This window comes from Bradyrhizobium sp. P3_C3 (assembly GCF_056402655.1).
Window position 1 is genome coordinate 76,300 of sequence record NZ_JBFUGY010000027.1, and the last position, 17,840, is coordinate 94,139.

Here is a 17,840-nt window from a genome sequence, read left to right on the forward strand (position 1 = left end):
ACCGCATCTGCGGCCTCTTCCGGTTGCAATCCGGCGGTCGGATTTTAAGGTTTCGCTCCGCCGACTTCGCGGATCGGCCGCGTCCCGTCCCAGGTCATCGCCGCCTGCCGGACCTTCTCGAAGAACGGCCCCTTGGTGCCGCTGATGTCGGAGATTTCGATGATGGTTCCTGGATGGGCCTGCGTGTCGAAATAGGCAAAGCGTCCCTTCTCTCCGCCGATCTGGCCTTCATGGCCGATCCTGTAGCCGAGCCCGAGTGCCTTGTCGTAGAGCGCCTGATAGTCGTGGCTCCAGTAGGACATGTGCTGGAGGCCCTCGTGGCCGGCGTCGAGGAATTCCCTGTACAGCGAGGGCGCATCGTTGCGCTGCTGGATCAGCTCGATCTGGAGATCGCCGGAATTGGCCAGCGCAATGCTCATCTCGACCGCGGAGTCCTGGCCGCGATGGCGGAACCAGTCGATCTTGACGCGGTCCATGTAGTACCAGGGGCCGACGCCCATCACCTCGATCCAGTGCTTGATCGCGGCCTGGATGTCCCGCACGACGTATCCGTTCTGGCGCACCGCGCCGAAAATGCGGCTCATGCCCGCGCTCCCTTCCGATCGCTTGCGATCGTCACTTGACCTCGATGCCTGCGTCCCTGGCAACCTGCTTCCAGGCCGCGATGTCGCGGGCGTTGATGTCGCGCTGCTCGTCGCCCGGCACGTATTGCGGCGTGATGCCGAGCCCCAAAAGCTTCTCCTTCACCTCGGCATCGCCCAGCGCGTCCTTCAACGCCGCCGACAATTTCTGTGCGATCGGGGGAGCGAGGCCGGCGGGACCATACATCGCCCAGGACAGGCTGCGGTCGAACGGCACGCCCTGTTCCTTGTAGGTTGCGACGTCAGGCAGGCTCGGCGAGCGCTCGCCGCAGGCGGCCAGCGCCTTGATAGAGCCGTCCTTCACCAGCGGCGTCGCGGTCGCCATGTCGAGCGTCGCGAGCGAGATGTGGCCGCCGAGCAGGTCGCCAGCCAATTTTGCGATGCCGTTGAACGGCACGTGATCCATCTTGATGCCGGTCTGCTGCATCAGGATTTCCGCACAGAATTGTCCGGTCGAGCCGACGCCCCAGCTTCCGTACTGGATCGGCTCGCCCTTCTTGGAAAGCGCGATCAGGCTCTTGATGTCATTGGCGGGAAAATCCCTAATCGCCACCAGCATGATCGAGGACGTCCCGATACGCCCGATCGTCGTAAAATCCTTGATCGAATCGTAGGGCAATTTTGGATAGATCGCCGGCGCCAGCACATGCGTGGTCATGCCGCCGACGGTGATGGTGTAGCCGTCGTTCGGCGACGCCGCGACCATCTGCGTGCCGAGCGTGCCGGCAGCACCCGTGTGGTTCTCGATATAGACGCCCTGTCCTAGCGTCTTGCCCATCTTGTCGGCGCGCAAGCGGCCGATCACGTCGCCGCCGCCGCCGGCCGCGTAGGGCAGAAGCATTTTGATCTTGTGGGTGGGGTAGGCGGCAGGATCCTCGGCGCGTGCCGGCAGCGCCGCCGACAGCCATGCGAGCAATGACAGCGTGACGGTGCGCAGCTTCATGATGGTTTCCCCTAATCCTCGAAACGAAATCTGTAGGCCTCGCCGTGCCGGATCACGCGACCCGCAGTCGGCGCCGGAAAATGGCCGGTGAGCAGATAGCTCGGCGTGTCCGCAAGTTCTTCCAGCAGCGCCATCCGTGTTGCGACCGCGGCGGCCGGATCGACGTCGGCGGCGTTCGACAGCCACGGCGCCGCGCACTGGATGGGATGGTGGATGACGTCGCCGGACATCACCGCGTGATCGTGGCCGCCATTGAGGTGGATCTGCATGTTGCCGGCGGTATGGCCCGGTGCCGGCGCGAAGCGTAAGCCTGCGTCGCGATCGGCGAACAGGCGATGATCGGTCTCGACGAACTCGGCGAGGCCCGCCGCGACCACCGGCAGCACGGAATCCTCGAACGAGCCGTGGTTCACGGGGTTCTTCGGCGCCGCATTGTGCGCGGCTTCGAAGTGTCGATATTCGGCGCGCCCCATCAGATAGCGCGCATTGGGGAAGGTCGGCACCCAGCGGCCGTCCACGAGGCGCGTGTTCCAGCCGACGTGGTCGACATGCAGATGCGTGCACATCACGAAGTCGACCTCTTCAGGGGCGACGCCGAGCGCCTGCATGTTTGCGAGATAAGGCTGGTTGAGGTTGTTCCACACCGGCACGTGCGGCCGCGGCTTGTGATTGCCGCAGCAGGTGTCGACGATGGCGGTCCAGGGCGGCGTGCGCACGAGATAGGAGTGGTGGCTGAGGATGAAGCGGCCGGTCTCCGGCTCGATATAGCGGTGATCGAGCCAGCTCCGGTTCTCCGCGATCACCGCGTCGGTGACGTTGGCGAACAGCCAGGTCTTCTCGAAGGCAAGCGAAGGGATCTCGCTGACGAGATCGATCCGCATGCTGCCGATCCTGACCTGCCGCATGGGCTCAGTTCTTCAGGAGATCGCCGAACGGCACCCAGCGCGTGCCGTCGAAGCGGATGAGCTGGAGGCTCGTCATCGGCGTGTAGTGCTCGGGCGAATTGTTCACCGCGGTGCCGTTGATCAGCATCGGCAGCTTTACGTCCTTGAGCGTCGTGGCCTGCTTCAGCACATTGGCGCGGGTGAGGTCGTTTCCGGACGCCTTCAGCACCGTCACCAGCGTCTGCGCGATAGTGTAGCCGTAGACGTTGAGCCAGTCGTTCTTGTTGGCATCCGGCAAATACTTGTCCATGAACGCCAGCCATTCCTTGTAGCCGGCATCGTCCTTCGATGCGGGATCGGTGGCGTCCTTCAGGTACTGGCTGGAGATCACGCCGGTGGAATTGTCCTTGCCGGCCGGCTCCAGCACGCCGCTGATCGAGGCCGAGACATTGGAGATGATGGTGACAGGCTTCCACCCGATCTCGCCGATCTTGCGGATCGCCTGCGCCGCGAATTTTGGCGTTGCCGCCACCAGCACGATTTCTGCGCCTGCGGTCTTGAGCTGCAGGATTTGCGTATCGACCGTCGGCGCCGAGGTCTCGTAAGCCGCGCGCGCGACAATGGCCTCGCCGCTGCCGAGCCCTTCCTCCAACGCCTTCAGATAATCCTTGCCGAGATCGTCGTTCTGGTAGAGCACGCCGATCTTCGCGTTGGCATGGCTCGCCTTGATGTACTTCGCGTAGGCGATCGCCTCGTCGCGATAGGTCGGCTGCCAGCCAACGGTCGACGGAAAGTTCTTGGGATCGTCCCATTTCGCGGCGCCAGAGCCCAGGAAGAGCTGCGGCACCTTGCGGTCGTTGAGATATTTGTGCACGGCGCTGTTGGTCGGCGTGCCGACGCCGCCGAAGATCAGCAGCACCTCCTCGCTCTCGACCAGCCGCCGGGTCTGCTCCACCGTCTTCGGCGGGCTGTAGGCATCATCGGCGATGATCATCTGGATGCGCCGGCCGTTGACGCCGCCGTCGTCGTTCACCTTGCGGAAATAGGCCTCCGCCGATTTCGCGATCTGCGCGAAGGCGGACACTGGCCCGCTCAGCGGCGCGGTGGTGCCGATCTTGATGGTCTTGTCGTCGGCGCCGGGATCGTATTTCGCGCTTTGGGCCTGAACGGCACTGGCTGCGAGCAGCGGCAACAGGATGCAGGCCGCACGAAGGCGAAGGCGGGCAAAGCGCGCCATGAGGTCGTCTCCCCAAAATTGCTCTCCGCCTCTCATTGGAGCGGAGTTGAAACGCGAGAACAGCGCCCGAAGCGGACTTGCGGGCCGCGACCGTTGCCGCCAGACTGGCGAAACGAACGATCGTTCGTACGGTTGACTAGCGAACGATCGTTCGTTAGTCAAGCCACATGGCTGTTCACACCTCCAGCGCGGCGGAAGCGGCTGCGCCCACGACCCGCGAGCGCATCCTCTCCGAAGCGCTCAATCTGTTCGCGCAGAGCGGCTATGGCGGCGCCTCGATGCGCGAGCTCGCGCGTCGTGTCGGCATTCGCGAAAGCAGTCTCTACAATCATTTCTCCGGCAAGGCCGCGATCCTCGAAGCGATCGTGGCCGAGCACGGCCCCGCCAGTTCGGCGAGCCGTTTGGAAGAGCCGCGCTACAAGCAGCTGGCGCGCCAGCCGGCCGCGTTCTGCCGTCAGTTCGCGCTTGATCTCGTCGAGCAATGGTCCGACCCGCGCGAGCACCAATTCCAGAAAGTAATCACCGCCGAGCGTAACCGCGTGCCCGGCATCCGCGCCAAATTCGCCGACCATTTTTACGCGCGCGAGCAGAGCATGATGACGGATTACTTTCGCGGTTTTGCGCTCGCCGGCCTGGTCTCGACACCCGATCCGCGCGAAACCGCGCGGCTGTTCGCGGCCGGCCTGATCTACATCCGCCTCGAGCATTACGTGATGGGCGCAGCACCTTCGCCGCGGCCGAAGGTGATCGAGGCGATCGACCGCTATCTCGCCTTTTTCCTGTCGCTGATCGCGGCAGGCAATGGCGAAGACAACAAGAAACGAAAACCCAAGGGAGAAACGCGTGGCAAGGCTGCCCCTGATTGATCCGGAGACGACGAGCGGCGATATCCGCGCCTCGTTCGACCGCATGCCGGTCAAGCTCAACATCTTCCGCATGATGGCCCATGCCGAGGCCAACATGATCCCGGCGATGCGGCTCGGCAATTCGATCCTGCACAAGCAGAAGCTCTCAGCCGTCAACCGCGAGCTTTTGATCTTGCAGGCCGCCCAGCTCGAGGGCGGCGCCTATGAATGGCGCCAGCACGTGCCGATCGCGATCGGCGTCGGCTGCACGCAAGGACAGATCGATGCGGTGGAGCGGGCTGACTACGATGCCGCCGGCTTAAGCGATGCTGAGCGCGCGTTGCTGAAGTTCGGCCGCGAGGTGGTCGAGAATGTTCGCGTGCCCGAGGCGACCTTCGCTGCCGCGCGAAAACACTTCAGCGATCAGGAGATCGTCGAAGCCATCGTCGCGCTCGGCTTCTATATGATGATGGCGCGCCTGACCGAGGCGACMGAGACCGATCTCGATCCCGCGGCCGGCATGAAAGTCTATGACGGCGGCAAGAAGTAGGCGGCTGAGATGACGGAAACCGAGATTAAGCCGGAACGTTACGTCCGTCCGCCGAGCGCAGAGTCATTGGGCGAAGCGCCGGGCAGGGGACGCCTGAAGGGGCGCCGCATCTTGATCGTCGGCGGCGGCCAGCGCGTGTTCGACGCCGTCACCGATCCGATCGGCAACGGCCGCGCCATGAGCATTTTATGCGCACGCGAGGGCGCGAAGGTCGCGGTAGCCGACCTTAACCACACCTCTGCCCAGCAGACCGTCAAGCACATCACCGACGAAGGCGGCGAGGGTTTTGCCATCACTGCCGACGTCACGTCGGAGCCTGACGTCCAGCGCATGATCGAGGAGGCGCATCGCGCGATGGGCGGCCTTGACGGCATGGTGCTGAACATCGGCACTTTCGGCAAGACGGGGCTCGATGCCGTCAGCCCCGAGGAGTGGAACAGGATCTACGACGTCAACGTTCGCGGTCCCATGCTCTGTTGCCGCGCAGCGATGCCGAAATTCGACAATGGCGGCGCCATCGTCTTCATCTCCTCGATCGCCGCGCTGAAAGCCGGCTCGCAGATGGCGGCGTATGATTCTTCAAAAGCCGCGCTCGGCGGCCTCATGCGCAACATCGCCCATCTCGGCTCGCGCCGCGGCATCCGCGCCAACCTCGTCTATCCCGGCCTCGTCGACACCCCCAACGGCCGCGAAGCCGGCGCCGGCCGCCCCAACCGCGGCAAGGGCCACGTCCCCTTCGGCCGCCAGGCGACCGCATGGGAAATTGCCTACGCCGTGTTGTTCTTCCTGTCGGACGAAAGCGTCTATGTCACCGCACAGACGCTCGCGGTCGATAGCGGCCTGAGCGGGATGTAAAGCGCCAGCACAAAATCCGGCGGCACGGAATTCGATGCCCCGGCGAAGCCGAGGTCTCTTTTCATTTCATTGCGGCGGGGCCGCAATCTTCGGAACCTGCGATTCGCTCATCTGCTCAAGTGCCTCCAGGAGGGCCTCGCAGGCCTTCTCTGCTTCGGCGAAGGTACTGAAGGGGGAGCCGCCAAGCTTGATTGCGGACTTGTTTTCTTCAACGGGGCGCCATGAGGCAACCAGGCCCGGCTTTCCGTGAAGGCCAGGACCGGTGCGGCTTTCGTTACTGATCACAAACGAAAATCCGCTGCTGCACGCCATCCAGATTTCAAGTTCATGCACCGGAGTCTCGACGCGCGTAAAGTGCAGGGTCATGTCTCTCTCCAGAGTTTGCTCCGCAGAATGGGCCACGGGCGCAAGCCGCCAGTGCCTACCTGTGCGAATCCCGGATAGCCGCAAGGTCCGAGGTCTCTGATCCCTCGTCTTTCCATGCCGTCAAATCGCCCGGGAGCAGAATGGGATCGCTCTCAACCCGCCTGTTGCGGCTGACCCCTAAGCCAATGAGCCCGCCCAATACCAACGCGGAGCCTGCAATGATCAACCAGTACGGCAAGTCCAACACGGGCATTGCAATTCTCCCACTGAGAGGAGCGCGTTACGCAATTGCCTGGCCGAAGCGCGAGCGGGTTACCTTTGGATAAGTGTCTGTATTATGCGGCGCTTCAAGCTTCGTGCAAGGTACCCAAAAGGGGTAGATTTCTGACCTAAATTGCCGCCGGCGGGGGCAAGGGGAAGCGGCCGCTCAGCTGGCCGAGGCCAGCTTCCGTCATCCGGGAGTACAGCCTCATCGCGCGAGTTGCCCCGGCATTGCGTTGCGCTTCATCCGGGTTACGAACTCAGGCGCGAGCGCCGCACAATCGCGCGACGGGATGAAACTGCCGGGCAATTTTTGCAGCGTTGTGCGAAGTCCGCGCGCGACGACAAGGAAAGCCGACAGGAATCAACTGCGCTTTCGCTGGCACAAAAATTGCTGAATGTTTCCGCGCAATGATCACAGGAATTCGCGCCGTGACCAACGTCAGCTACACCGTTCCGCCGAACTGGACCGCAGGCTCCGACAAGACAGGCGCGAGCAAGAACAAGAATCCGAACGATCCGAACATGCTGACGACGGGCGCCTATGGCAACGCGTTCGAGCTGTTGCTCGACAATCGAACCAACAGCGACGGCACCACCACGGAGACGCTGACCTACAAGAGCTACAGCGGCAAGACCAACGGCAGCTTCTCCGCTACGACCGAGACAGGGACGGGAGCCGATCTCGGCAGTGCCTACCAGGCCTTGCTCGCCACGCTTCAGGCCAATGGCAAAATGGACGATAAGACCGCCGCGCAGCTCGACGACGCCATGGGCAAGCTCGATACCCAATCCGAGAGCGGCGCCAAGGATGCCGAAGTATCCGGCGGCGGCCTGCTGGTGCAGTCCGGCGGCCCGGTCTATTTCAACGGCATCTCGGCCTATCAGAACCAGTTCGTGGATTCGCTCGTCAACGAGCTGAGCACCAGGCTGAACCTCGACGCCAAGGCGTGACGGCAGTTCATCGCTGGTGAAACGCCGGCCCAACCCGCGCATGATGCGCGGGCGATCTCGGCCACATGCTTTCCCGGACAAATTCAAGACATGAAAACCGCGCTGCTGAAGTCGAAAGATTACACCCGCTCGCCCTGGAAGAACGGTGGCGGCATCTTCACCGATATCGCTGATGCCCATCGCGCCGACGCGCCGGCGAAGGATTGGGACAGCCTGCTCTGGCGCTTTGCCTCGACGCCGATCGTGGCGCCCGGTCCCTTCTCCTACATGCCCGGCATCGACCGCCTGCAAATGGTCGTTGGCGGGCGCGGGCTGGTGCTGAAGTCGCCCACGCAGGATTTTGACGAGCGTGAACCTTTTACGGCGGTGCGCTTCACCGGCGAGATGGAGATCGTGACTGAGCTCGAGGCGGGTCCCGTCGAGGTCGTCAACCTGATGGCCCGGCGCGGCGCGGCGGAGATCGAGCTGCTGGCACTCAGGGAACCCGGCGAGCGGCCCTTGTCCGCCGGCACGCACCTGGCTTACGCGGTGTCCGGCGAATGCAGCATTCGTCTCAACAGCGAGGATCTTGTCATCCCCGACGGCAGCACGCTGAAGGTCGAGCTGACCGAGGCGTCCAGATTGGGACTCGTCTCAGGGCTGGCGGTACTGGGATCGATTCAGCTCGTCGGCTAGATCGCAACCGCCGGGCGGATGCGCACAATCCGTGCATCTGGCTAGGTTGACGCCGCGGCGCCGGAACACGATATCTGTTCTGATCATGCGGACCGCCGCGCAAGCCACGATATGAACGGGCAGGATATGACCGCGCCAGACCAAAATCGCCCCACCACGCTGTCCGACGGCGTCGTCGACTGGCTGACCAACGGCACGAGCGGCGAGCGCTTCATCGACAACATCTTTGCCGAGATGTGCATCCGCCTCCAGCAGGCGGGCATTCCGCTCAAGCGGTCGACGATGCACGTCCGGATCCAGCATCCGCAATGGCTCGGCGCCGCCTTCATGTGGTCGGATGGCATGCGCGAGGCGAAGATCTCGCGGGTCGACTTCGACGTGCGCGAGCGATCCGAGTTCATCGGCAGCCCTGTCAGCGAAATGCTGGACGGCGCGAGCGAACTCCGCGAGAACCTCGAAGGCGATCCGTCCCTCGGCCGCAAGCACGCGGTCTATGACGAGATGCGCGCGAAAGGTCTGACCGACTACGTCGCCTGGCCGCTCCACCACACACTCGGCAAGCGCCATCTCGTCACCTTCGCGACCGATCGCCACGGCGGCTTCGACGACGCGCATCTGGTTGCGCTCAAGAACGTGCTGCCGGTGCTGGCGCTGGTCAGCGAGATCCGCGTCAAGAACCGCCTGGCGCGAACGCTGCTCGAGACCTATGTCGGCTCCCATGCCGGCGAGCTCATCCTGGCCGGGGCCACGCGGCGCGGCACCGGCACGACGGTGCGTGCCGCGATCATGATCTGCGACCTCCGTGACTTCACGAAGATCTCGGACAACTGGCCGCGCGACGACGTCATCGATCTCCTCAACGACTATTTCGACGCGATGTCGGAGCCGATCGCGCGGCACGGCGGCGAAATCCTGAAATTCATCGGCGACGGCCTGCTCGCCATTTTCCCGCTCAGCGGGCCCGGCGCCTGCGCAAACCTGCTGCGCGCCGTGACTGAAGCCCGGCAGGCTATGGCCGCGCTGAACGAACGGAACAACGGGACCGGCCGCGCGCCGCTGAACTACGGCATCGGCGTCCACGTCGGCGACGTCATGTACGGCAATATCGGATCGTCCAGCCGGCTCGACTTCACCGTCATCGGTCCCGCCGTCAACATGGCCTCCCGTCTCGAAGCCTTGACCAAGCAGCTGGGACGACCGGTGCTGCTCTCGCGCGCCTTCGCCGAGCTGGTCGAGCGGGAGTTCGAGCTCGAGCATGTCGGCAAATACGAGGTGCGCGGCTTCAGCGATCCGATCGAGCTGTTTGCGTTTCACGGCTGAGGCGGGATGCTCGCCGCAGCCGGCCCGTTGAAATCTCGCTGACGCAAGATTGCCGATGACCCGCGCGCCGCCGATTGCGGCATGGCGGAGAAATCCAGCTCCTTATCGGCAACGCCAGCTTGCCATCGTCCCGCACACCCCGGCATCTCCGAACGACGGTCGCTATCGCCGCCCGTCATGGCCTCGATGTGCCGTGATTAACGGTGCATGCGTGCGTCGCTGTGACGTTGATCCAGTTCCGGAATCGGGCGATCGCGCAAACGCGCAGTTGTCGGGGTACGTCCCCTGCGCGCGACGGAAGTCGTGCTTATGGGCAATATCGGACGCGTTGTTGAAAGATATGTTCGCGCAGGACGCCTAGGTTGGCTTCACTGGCGGCGTTGCGATTGGTGCCGCAAGATTTGGTCGAGGACAGTCGATGCGGCTGCCTCGATGCAACAGAAAAGGTGATCGACACATCGGACGCGACCACAAGAGGAGACGACAATGCCAAACTGTTCCCAAGTTTCTGGAAGTCGAACCGCTCGCTGTGCCGCGTGCGACGGCAAGTTTGGCCTGGTCCGCTACTACTCTTGGCGAAAGCCCCTTTGCTCGAAAAAGTGCGTCGAACGTTTGGCGACGCGCCGGCAGGGTGAGCGCGACTGGTTCGGTCGATTTCCGTCGGTTGTCGACATGTTTTCAGAAAACCGCGCGAGGCGCCTATGACCATGCAGATGTCACGACGAGGAAAGGAATATCTCGAGACGGCGCAGAGCCTGCTGCGCGCGGCCCGGACCATGACGGACATCGTGGTCGCGACCCGTCTCGAGATGCTGGCCAATGACTATCAGCGGCGCGCCGAAAAGGCATCAAGCGTCGATGCGGCGAGGTCATCGGCGCGTTCGGCCGGCACGCGATACGAATCGTACCCGTGATTGCGGGTTGCGCGGTGAGCCGGTCGCCCAATCAGGGCCGTCTGGTCAGTTTCCTCTCTTGCCACCCCGTGGAGCCGATATGGGCGAAGTTGTTCGACTGGTCACAAGAGCCGAGCGCGAGCGTGCGCGGCTGATCCGCGAAGCGCGCGCTAACTATGACGCCGTGTTTCCGCGGGCCGATCCCGACGGCGAGCGGCCCGTCGAGCCGCGGTCGACCACTCGGGCGGCGACGCAGAGCCCGAGTACGTCGAAGGAGCTCTCGTGACATGATCAAGATTATTGCCGTGCTCTGCAGCCTCTCGTCGCCGACAGATTGCCACGAGCAGATCGTCACGACCTCGGATTTCGCTGACGTGACGATGCAGTCCTGTCTGATGGGAGCGCCGCAGCTCGCCGAATGGATGGCGCAGCATCCAGCCGAACGTCTCGCGGCGTGGCGCTGCTCGATCGGCAAGCAGGAGGCTCGCAGAGGCGCGTAGGGTGCGAGGAGCCCTGTTGCCAATGCAGGAATGTGCGAATACGTTGGTCGCAGGTCCGCCCAAACGTTCCTTCGACTGGCCGCGCGTTCATGCCAAAATTCCTTCGCATCGGAGTCCATCAGTCGAACGTATCGGGATACACGTCGAAGGCGTGGTGTGTCAGGCGCGTCGGCTCGGCGGTTTTCCTGAAGTGGGGCGGCGTGGAGGTCCAAGGCACCGGTGCCGGGCGCAAGGTCTACTGGACGCGCTCGCCGCAGGAGAAGACAGTTCGGTGCGGCACGGCGCAGCGTGCCCAGGATTACGCAAAGGCCGCGATCGCGCGGCGCCGCAGCCATCGCTATGAGCCGCTAGCCGGAGCTATCGCGCTCCGGCGTCGCCCCGCCGAGCGCGGCACCGATCTCAAGCGGGCGCTCGCCACCATCCTGATCGTCGATATCGTCGGCTCCACCGCCAAGGCCGCGAAGCTCGGCGATGCGCGCTGGACCAAGGTGATGGGCCATTATTACGCAGCCGTCCGCAAGGAGCTGAAGAGCTCGCGCGGAAAGGAGGTCGTGACGACGGGCGACGGCGTGCTGGCGACGTTCAAGGCGCCGGCGGCCGGCATCAATTGCGCGACCGCGATCCAGAAGGCGGTGCGCACGCTGGGGCTAGAGATCAGGGTCGGCCTGCATGCGGGCGAGTACACGATCAGCGGCGGCGAAATGGTCGGTCTCGCCTTCCACATCGGCACCCGCGTCGCCGCGAAAGCGCGGGCCGGCGAAGTCTTGGTCTCGAGCGCGGTCAAGGATTTGCTGAAGGCACAATCGACCATCAGCTTCAGGGATCACGGCAAGCACCAGCTCAAGGGCGTGCCGGAGCGGTGGAGGCTGTATCGGGTGGAAGCGTGAGGGGGCCTGCAAGTGCAGTTACAAGCTCGTCGCTCGCACTGTCGCGGCTGCGCCGCGCGGAAACCAGGCCCTCGAGCTCGACGCGAACGCGGTCGACGACGCTGGCCCAGTCGCCTCTCTTCGGTTGCCGGAACAGCCTCATGGAGCGATACCACGGGCTGTCGTCTCGGTTGAGCAGCCAGCGCCAATCCGGGTTGAAAGGCAACATCGTCCAGACCGGCGCGCCCATCGCGCCGGCGAGGTGAACGACGCTGGTGTCGACCGAGATCACCAGATCGAGGCGGGAAACCAGCGCCGCCGTGTCGCCGAAATCCGTGAGCTGTTCCGTCAGGTCGACGATGTCAGGACGTTCGCCGAGGAAGGCCCTGTCCTGATCCCGGAGGCCTTTTTGCAGGCTGACGAACTGGACGTCGCAATCCAGGAGGGGAGCAAGCGTGCGCAGTGCCATCGTTCGATTGTGATCGTTGGTGTGATCCGGGTTCCCCGACCAGGCAAGACCGACGCGGAGGCGATTGCGGGGGCCAAGTTGGTCTTCAAGCCGGTCTTCCCACGCCTTCACGCACGCGGCCGGAGGCGCAGGAAGGTACGCTTGCGCGAACGGAATCGTATCGAGCCGCGTCCCGAACGCCAGCGGCAGGCTTCCAAGCGGACAGTGCAGGTCGAACGACAGCGACGTCGCAGACGGGCGGCCGATACATTTTGCGACGCCGGGCACATCGGCCAGGAGCCGCTGGACCGGAGGCTGGACCTCCAGGATCACTTGAGCCCCGAGCGCGGCCACCATGGGCACATAGCGCGCGAACTGGATTGTATCGCCCAATCCCTCGTCGGAATAAAGCAAGATGGTCTTGCCTTCGATCGGCTGGTCGCCAAGCCAGAGGGATTGAGAAAAACCGCGATCGACTGGAAAGAGTCTCCAGCGCGCTTCGCGCCCGAGCCAGCCTCGCTCGAAGTCTCCGGTCAGCATCTGAAGCTGCGCAAGATTCCAGATCGTCCGCGCATCGTGCGGGTCGACCGCCAAGGATCTGTGAAAGGTCGCGAGAGCTTCATCCGGCAATTGCTGATTCAACAACACCACGGCCTTATTGGCGAGCGCTGCGGCAAAATCGGGACGAAGTTCGAGCGCGCGATCGATGCTCGCAAATGCCTGCTCCATTCGGCCCAATCGCGAATGAAGCAAGCCGAGGTTGCTGTGCGTCTCCGCCAGGCCGGAGTCCAGCGCAATGGACTTCTCGAAGTCGGCCTCCGCTTCCTCGAACCGCTTCACCTCCAGCAGGCAAACGCCGCGCATTTGATAGAGAGCCGCGGAATTTGGATTCAGTTTCTCGACGACGTTGAATGATTCCAGGGCTTCCGCGTACCGGCCGAGATCAAACAGCAGCGTGCCGCAGTTGTTCGCCGCCTCCAGATATTGCGGATTCAGCTCCAGCGCCCGCTGGAAATGCAGCACAGCCTCGTCCGTGCGCCTGAGTTGCCAGAGCTGATTGCCGAGCTGGTTCGAGAGCAGCGCGTCCTGTGTCTTGGGGGACGACGCTTTGCTCTGGTGTGACCGTGCTTCCGGCCGCCATGCGGAAACCAGGCGCTCGAGCTCGACGCGAACGCAGTCCACGACGCTGGCCCAGTCGCCTATCTCCGGTTGCCGGAACAGCCTCATGGATTGATACCACGGGCTGTCGTCGCGGTTGAGCAGCCAGCGCCAATCCGGGTTGAAGGGCAACAACGTCCAGACCGGAGCGCCCAGCGCGCCGGCGAGGTGAACGACGCTGGTATCGACCGAGATCACCAGATCAAGGCAGCCAATCAATGCCGCCGTGTCGGTGAAATCCGTGATCTGATCCGTCAGGTCGACGATGTCGGGATGCTCTCCGAGGAAGGCCCGGTCCTGGTCGCGGGCGCCCTTTTGCAGGCTGACGAACTGGACGTCGCAATCCAGGAGAGGCGCAAGCGTGCGCARCGCCATCGATCGATTGCGATCGTTGTTGTGATCCGGATTTCCCGACCAGACAAGACCGACGCGGAAGCGCTTGTGGGGGCCAAGCCGGTCTTCAAGCCGGTCTTCCCACGCCTTGACGCACCCGGCCGGAGGCGCAGGAAGGTAGGCCTGCGCGAACGGGATCGTATCGAGCCGCGTCCCGAACGCCAGCGGCAGGCTTCCAAGAGGACAGTGCAGGTCGAACGACAGCGACGTCGCAGACGATTGGCCGATACACGTCGCGACGCCGGGCACATCAGCCAGGAGCCGCTGGATCGGAGGCTGGACCCCCAGGATGACCCGAGCCCCGAGCGCGGCCACCATGGGGACATAGCGCGCGAATTGAATCGAGTCGCCCAGGCCCTCGTCGCAATACAGCAGGATGGTCTTGCCCGCGATCGGCCGGTCGCCGAGCCAAAGGGATTGGGGAAGACCGCGATCGAGCAAACCGAAAGAGGGAATTCGCCAGCGTGCTTCGCGCCCGAGCCAGCCACGCTCGAAGTCTCCGGTCAGAAGCTGAAGCGTCGCCAGATTGAAGGTCGCCGGCGCATGACCCGGATCGATCGCCAGGGACCTGTGAAAGGCCGCGAAGGCTTCATCCAGCGACAGCAGATTCAGCAGCACCAGCGCCTTGTTGGAAAGCGCCGCGGCAAAATCCGGTCGAAGTTCGAGCGCCCGATCGAAGCTCGCCAATGCCTGCGGGATGCGGCCATGCTTCCAGTGAAGCGAGCCGAGGTTGTTGTGCGTTTCCTCCTGGCTGGAGTCCAGCTCGATCGATTTCGCGTAGTCGGCCTCCGCTTCCTCGAGCCGGTTCAGCTCCCGGAGGCAGGCGCCGCGCTTCTGATACAGAGCTGCGGAATTCGGCTTCAGCGGCTCGGCGGCGTTGAAGGCTTCGAGAGCTTCCGCGTGCCGGCCGAGATCGAGCAGCAGCAGTGCGAGGTTCCAGATGGTGTCCGCATTGCCCGGGTCGACCGCCAGCGATTTGCGAAAGGCCGCGAGGGCCTCGTCCCGCAAATGCAGGCTCCACAACGCCCGCGCCTTTTCGTTGAGCGCTGCGGAAAAATTCGGACGAAGTTCGAGCGCGCGATCGATGCTCGCCAAGGCCCGCTCGAACCGGTAAAATCTCGCATGAAGCGTCCCAAGGTTCTTGTGCGTCTCCGCCTCGCCGGGGTTCAGCGCAATGGACCTCTCAAAGGCGGCCTGCGCTTCCTCGAACCGGCCCAGGCGCTGCAGGCAAAGGCCGCGCGTTTGATGCAGAGCCGCGACGTCAGGATTGAACTTCGCGAACAGGTCGAAGCATTCCAGGGCTTCGGCATACCGGCCGAGATCGAACAGCGATTTGCCCTGTTTCGCGGCCTCCAGATGCCGCGGCAAAAGTCGAGGTACGACCGTCTTGGATTGTTGCTTGGCCGCGGCCCGACGCTCTTGACGATTCATAAGCTGACCAGAAAGGGAAAAGGAGACAGCGCAAAATTGCTGACTGATGCTCAGTCACGCGAAGGAGACGTCCATCGCACTTGTCTTCTCGTTCCGTCAGTTCGCGTTCAGCCGTGCCTGCGGGATCCACCGAGCGCGACCCTAGCGTCCCGTTGCGGCAGTTTCTGGTGTGAAGCTGGTGCGAAGCTGGCGCGGCGTGAGCGTTCCGTGCCTCATTCATCAAGGCGCGCGGGGCAGGCCGGGGCGGTGGAGGCTGTATCGGGTGGAGGAGTGCGGCGTCCGGCAAGGGTGGACACCGGTCCGCCGTCGCGCTGCGCCGGCGCGGCTTCAATGATGCGGCAGAATTTCGCCGAGGAATTTTTTCGTGCGCTCGTGTTGCGGGGCCCTGAAGAAGATTTCCGGCTCCGCCTCCTCGACGATCCGTCCCTCCGCCATGAAGATCACGCGGTCGGCGACCTGCCGGGCGAAGCCCATTTCATGGGTGACGCAGATCATGGTCATGCCGTCGGTCGCAAGCCCGATCATGGTGTCGAGCACCTCCTTGACCATTTCGGGGTCGAGCGCCGACGTCGGCTCGTCGAACAGCATCACCTTGGGCTCCATGCAGAGCGCCCGCGCGATCGCCGCGCGCTGCTGCTGACCGCCGGACAATTGCGCCGGGTATTTGTCCGCCTGGTTGAGGATCTTCACGCGGTCGAGCAGCCGCCGCGCGGTCTCCTCGGCCGCCGGGCGCGGAATGCCGCGAGAGCGGATCGGCGCCAGCGTGCAGTTCTCCAGCACCGTCATGTGCGGGAACAGGTTGAACTGCTGGAACACCATGCCTACCTCGCGGCGCACCGCGTCGATGGCCTTGCCTTGGCTGCCGAGATGCACGCCGTCGACGACGATCTCGCCCTTCTGGTAGTTCTCCAGCGCATTGATGCAGCGGATCAGGGTGGATTTGCCCGATCCGGACGGCCCGCACAGGACGATCTTCTCGCTCGCGCGGACCGCCAGGTTGATGTCGGTCAGCACCTGGTAGGTGCCGTACCATTTGTTGACACCGCGCATCGCGATCATCGTGTCCGCCGTGATTGTGACCGACTGGGCTGCGACCGACATGGCACTCTCCCTCAGCTGACGGTGAAGGGGATGCCGGGAATGCTGCCGGGGAAAGCCGGCAGCGGGTTGTTCATCCACTTCGGATAGATCCTGCCCCATTCGCCGCTGGCGATGATCTTGTCGATGAAGCCGTTGACGAAGGCGTTGATCTCCTTCTCGCCGAGCCGCGTGCAGGCGCCGTTATACAGCTTGGTGAATTCGAGCTTGTTCTCGTAAGCGCCGGGTTTGGATTCGTTGAGGCGCGGAACGTAGAAGATGTTGCCGCCCACCGCCTGCACCTGCCCGGACAGCAGCGCCTGCATGGTCGGCGCGTCGCCGTCGAAGCGGCGGATGGTGGTGCCGGGAGGCGCCGCCTTGGTCACGTCGGTGTCCTGCACGCTGCCGCGCGCGACACCGATGACATATTTGCCCATGTCGGCCGGCGATTTGATCTCCATCTCCTTCGGCGCGATGAAGGTGATGATGTTGGCACCATAGGGCTTTGAGAATTGCACCGCCTTGGCGCGCTCCGGCAGCATCGCCATGGTCGCGAACAGAATGTCGACGCGTCCCGACGTCAGTGCCGGGATGCGATTGGCGACGGACAGCGGCGTGAATTCGGCGGCTACGCCGAGCTCTTTTGCAAACAGCTCGGAGAGATCGGCATCGAGGCCCTCCTGCTTGCCCGTGGAATTGACGAACCCCCAGGGCGGATTGTCGCCCTGGATCCCGATCGACACCTTGCCGCGCGCCTTGATCTCCGAAGGCGTCACCGCGTAGGCGGCGCGCGACAGCACGAACGGCGAGGCGATCGCGCCGGCGCCGAGCGCCAGCATGTGGCGGCGATTGAACCGGATTGTCTTTTTGGTCATCCTCTGTGTTGAATTCATCATCGTGCGGCGGTGACGAGCCGCCGCTCCAGCCAGGCGCCATAGAGCGAAAGCGGCCAGCACAGCGCGAAATAGAGCGCGCAGACCAGGCCGAGCACGAGCAGCGGCTTGAAGTTCTGGTTGGACACGATGGTCCCGGCGCGCATCAGCTCGGTGAAGCCGATGATGGCGGCAAGCGAGGTGCCTTTGATCAGCTGCACCAGGAACCCGATCGTCGCGGGCAGCGAGATGCGGATCGCCTGCGGCAGCACGACGTCCTTCATCCGGTCGAGATAGCCGAGGCTGAGCGCCTTGGCGGCCTCGACCTGGCCGCGCGGCACCGCTTCGATCGAGCCGCGCCAGATCTCGCCGAGGAAGGCGCCAGCATGCAGGGTGAAGCCGATCGAGACGGAGACCCAGGGATCGAGCTTCAGCCCGGCGAGTGCGAGGCCGTAGTACACGACGAACAGCTGCATCAGCAGCGGCGTGCCCTGGAACAGCGCGATGTAGGCGGCCGCGCCACGTTCGAGCCAGCGCCGGCCCGATGTGCGTGCCAGCGCGACGCCGAGGCCGGCGRCCGAGCCGAGTGCGAAGCCGATTCCCGACAGCGCCAGCGTCCATTTCAGGCCGCCGAGCAGGAACAGGAACTGGTTCTTGTCCATGCACCGTCC

The 17,840-nt window shown here is 63.9% G+C and carries 19 protein-coding genes; 10 read left to right on the top strand and 9 right to left on the bottom strand.

Features of this window, described 5'->3' with window-relative positions; translation table 11 throughout:
* Positions 1-44: 44 nt before the first annotated feature.
* The 4 genes from AC1DW2_RS27295 to AC1DW2_RS27310 are packed head-to-tail and all read right to left on the bottom strand — an operon-like array spanning position 45 to position 3,705.
* The gene (locus AC1DW2_RS27295; protein ID WP_477007541.1) at positions 45-584 is read right to left on the bottom strand and encodes a VOC family protein; all 540 of its coding nucleotides are present in this window, start codon (positions 582-584) and stop codon (positions 45-47) included.
* 31 nt (positions 585-615) lie between these two features.
* A complete protein-coding gene (locus AC1DW2_RS27300; protein WP_477007542.1) occupies positions 616-1,584 on the bottom strand; it encodes a Bug family tripartite tricarboxylate transporter substrate binding protein in 969 nt (322 codons plus the stop codon).
* Positions 1,585-1,595: 11 nt separating this feature from the next.
* The gene (locus tag AC1DW2_RS27305; protein WP_477007543.1) at positions 1,596-2,489 is read right to left on the bottom strand and encodes an MBL fold metallo-hydrolase; all 894 of its coding nucleotides are present in this window, start codon (positions 2,487-2,489) and stop codon (positions 1,596-1,598) included.
* 4 nt (positions 2,490-2,493) lie between these two features.
* Positions 2,494-3,705, bottom strand: a complete 1,212-nt coding sequence (locus AC1DW2_RS27310; protein ID WP_477007544.1) for an ABC transporter substrate-binding protein — start codon at positions 3,703-3,705, stop codon at positions 2,494-2,496.
* 167 nt (positions 3,706-3,872) lie between these two features.
* On the opposite strand from AC1DW2_RS27310, the gene AC1DW2_RS27315 reads away from it, so the two are divergent.
* The 3 genes from AC1DW2_RS27315 to AC1DW2_RS27325 are packed head-to-tail and all read left to right on the top strand — an operon-like array spanning position 3,873 to position 5,955.
* Entirely contained in the window at positions 3,873-4,571 is a 699-nt protein-coding gene (locus AC1DW2_RS27315; protein ID WP_085403270.1) for a TetR/AcrR family transcriptional regulator, read from the top strand.
* Positions 4,549-5,100 (top strand): carboxymuconolactone decarboxylase family protein, encoded by a 552-nt coding sequence (locus AC1DW2_RS27320; protein WP_477007545.1) that lies wholly within the window; start codon positions 4,549-4,551, stop codon positions 5,098-5,100. The genes AC1DW2_RS27315 and AC1DW2_RS27320 overlap by 23 nt, the downstream gene beginning before the upstream one ends.
* Positions 5,101-5,109: 9 nt before the next feature.
* Positions 5,110-5,955, top strand: a complete 846-nt coding sequence (locus tag AC1DW2_RS27325; RefSeq protein ID WP_477007546.1) for an SDR family NAD(P)-dependent oxidoreductase — start codon at positions 5,110-5,112, stop codon at positions 5,953-5,955.
* Between the two features lie 66 nt (positions 5,956-6,021).
* Here AC1DW2_RS27325 and AC1DW2_RS27330 read toward each other — a convergent pair whose 3' ends face one another.
* Positions 6,022-6,321: a hypothetical protein gene (locus AC1DW2_RS27330; protein WP_477007547.1), complete on the bottom strand. Its 300-nt coding sequence runs from the start codon at positions 6,319-6,321 to the stop codon at positions 6,022-6,024.
* A 693-nt stretch (positions 6,322-7,014) separates the two neighbouring features.
* On the opposite strand from AC1DW2_RS27330, the gene AC1DW2_RS27335 reads away from it, so the two are divergent.
* The 7 genes from AC1DW2_RS27335 to AC1DW2_RS27365 all read left to right on the top strand — a co-directional run bounded on the left by AC1DW2_RS27335 (position 7,015) and on the right by AC1DW2_RS27365 (position 11,811).
* Positions 7,015-7,536 carry a hypothetical protein gene (locus tag AC1DW2_RS27335; RefSeq protein ID WP_477007548.1) on the top strand — a complete coding sequence of 174 codons (522 nt, stop codon included), beginning with the start codon at positions 7,015-7,017 and terminating at the stop codon, positions 7,534-7,536.
* Positions 7,537-7,626: 90 nt separating this feature from the next.
* Complete coding sequence (locus AC1DW2_RS27340) at positions 7,627-8,211, top strand: HutD/Ves family protein (protein WP_477007549.1); 585 nt, start codon at positions 7,627-7,629, stop codon at positions 8,209-8,211.
* Positions 8,212-8,337: 126 nt separating this feature from the next.
* On the top strand, positions 8,338-9,531 hold the full coding sequence (locus AC1DW2_RS27345; RefSeq protein WP_477007550.1) for an adenylate/guanylate cyclase domain-containing protein: 1,194 nt from the start codon (positions 8,338-8,340) through the stop codon (positions 9,529-9,531).
* Positions 9,532-10,232: 701 nt separating this feature from the next.
* On the top strand, positions 10,233-10,445 hold the full coding sequence (locus AC1DW2_RS27350; protein WP_063985337.1) for a hypothetical protein: 213 nt from the start codon (positions 10,233-10,235) through the stop codon (positions 10,443-10,445).
* A gap of 79 nt (positions 10,446-10,524) precedes the next feature.
* Entirely contained in the window at positions 10,525-10,710 is a 186-nt protein-coding gene (locus tag AC1DW2_RS27355; RefSeq protein ID WP_085403277.1) for a hypothetical protein, read from the top strand.
* A 1-nt stretch (position 10,711) separates the two neighbouring features.
* Positions 10,712-10,924, top strand: coding sequence for a hypothetical protein (locus AC1DW2_RS27360; RefSeq protein WP_014497603.1), 213 nt, complete (start codon positions 10,712-10,714; stop codon positions 10,922-10,924).
* An 89-nt stretch (positions 10,925-11,013) separates the two neighbouring features.
* Entirely contained in the window at positions 11,014-11,811 is a 798-nt protein-coding gene (locus AC1DW2_RS27365) for an adenylate/guanylate cyclase domain-containing protein (RefSeq protein ID WP_477007551.1), read from the top strand.
* Here AC1DW2_RS27365 and AC1DW2_RS27370 read toward each other — a convergent pair.
* The 4 genes from AC1DW2_RS27370 to AC1DW2_RS27385 form a co-directional block, all read right to left on the bottom strand.
* The gene (locus AC1DW2_RS27370) at positions 11,765-15,220 is read right to left on the bottom strand and encodes a tetratricopeptide repeat protein (protein WP_477007552.1); all 3,456 of its coding nucleotides are present in this window, start codon (positions 15,218-15,220) and stop codon (positions 11,765-11,767) included. The two genes, AC1DW2_RS27365 and AC1DW2_RS27370, sit on opposite strands and share 47 nt — an antisense overlap.
* 327 nt (positions 15,221-15,547) lie before the next feature.
* On the bottom strand, positions 15,548-16,321 hold the full coding sequence (locus AC1DW2_RS27375; protein WP_477007553.1) for an amino acid ABC transporter ATP-binding protein: 774 nt from the start codon (positions 16,319-16,321) through the stop codon (positions 15,548-15,550).
* Between the two features lie 11 nt (positions 16,322-16,332).
* Positions 16,333-17,172 (bottom strand): transporter substrate-binding domain-containing protein, encoded by an 840-nt coding sequence (locus tag AC1DW2_RS27380; RefSeq protein ID WP_477007554.1) that lies wholly within the window; start codon positions 17,170-17,172, stop codon positions 16,333-16,335.
* A gap of 17 nt (positions 17,173-17,189) precedes the next feature.
* Complete coding sequence (locus AC1DW2_RS27385) at positions 17,190-17,831, bottom strand: amino acid ABC transporter permease (protein WP_477007555.1); 642 nt, start codon at positions 17,829-17,831, stop codon at positions 17,190-17,192.
* Positions 17,832-17,840 lie beyond the last annotated feature (9 nt).

Excerpts from the sequence above, each read along its gene's own strand:
- AC1DW2_RS27345 (WP_477007550.1), top strand. The coding sequence starts at position 8,338 with ATGACCGCGCCAGACCAAAATCGCCCCACCACGCTGTCCGACGGCGTC.
- AC1DW2_RS27295 (WP_477007541.1), bottom strand. The coding sequence starts at position 584 with ATGAGCCGCATTTTCGGCGCGGTGCGCCAGAACGGATACGTCGTGCGG.
- AC1DW2_RS27330 (WP_477007547.1), bottom strand. The coding sequence starts at position 6,321 with ATGACCCTGCACTTTACGCGCGTCGAGACTCCGGTGCATGAACTTGAA.
- AC1DW2_RS27350 (WP_063985337.1), top strand. The coding sequence starts at position 10,233 with ATGACCATGCAGATGTCACGACGAGGAAAGGAATATCTCGAGACGGCG.
- AC1DW2_RS27360 (WP_014497603.1), top strand. The coding sequence starts at position 10,712 with ATGATCAAGATTATTGCCGTGCTCTGCAGCCTCTCGTCGCCGACAGAT.
- AC1DW2_RS27305 (WP_477007543.1), bottom strand. The coding sequence starts at position 2,489 with ATGCGGCAGGTCAGGATCGGCAGCATGCGGATCGATCTCGTCAGCGAG.
- AC1DW2_RS27355 (WP_085403277.1), top strand. The coding sequence starts at position 10,525 with ATGGGCGAAGTTGTTCGACTGGTCACAAGAGCCGAGCGCGAGCGTGCG.
- AC1DW2_RS27310 (WP_477007544.1), bottom strand. The coding sequence starts at position 3,705 with ATGGCGCGCTTTGCCCGCCTTCGCCTTCGTGCGGCCTGCATCCTGTTG.
- AC1DW2_RS27315 (WP_085403270.1), top strand. The coding sequence starts at position 3,873 with ATGGCTGTTCACACCTCCAGCGCGGCGGAAGCGGCTGCGCCCACGACC.
- AC1DW2_RS27325 (WP_477007546.1), top strand. The coding sequence starts at position 5,110 with ATGACGGAAACCGAGATTAAGCCGGAACGTTACGTCCGTCCGCCGAGC.
- AC1DW2_RS27300 (WP_477007542.1), bottom strand. The coding sequence starts at position 1,584 with ATGAAGCTGCGCACCGTCACGCTGTCATTGCTCGCATGGCTGTCGGCG.
- AC1DW2_RS27375 (WP_477007553.1), bottom strand. The coding sequence starts at position 16,321 with ATGTCGGTCGCAGCCCAGTCGGTCACAATCACGGCGGACACGATGATC.
- AC1DW2_RS27340 (WP_477007549.1), top strand. The coding sequence starts at position 7,627 with ATGAAAACCGCGCTGCTGAAGTCGAAAGATTACACCCGCTCGCCCTGG.
- AC1DW2_RS27365 (WP_477007551.1), top strand. The coding sequence starts at position 11,014 with ATGCCAAAATTCCTTCGCATCGGAGTCCATCAGTCGAACGTATCGGGA.
- AC1DW2_RS27380 (WP_477007554.1), bottom strand. The coding sequence starts at position 17,172 with ATGACCAAAAAGACAATCCGGTTCAATCGCCGCCACATGCTGGCGCTC.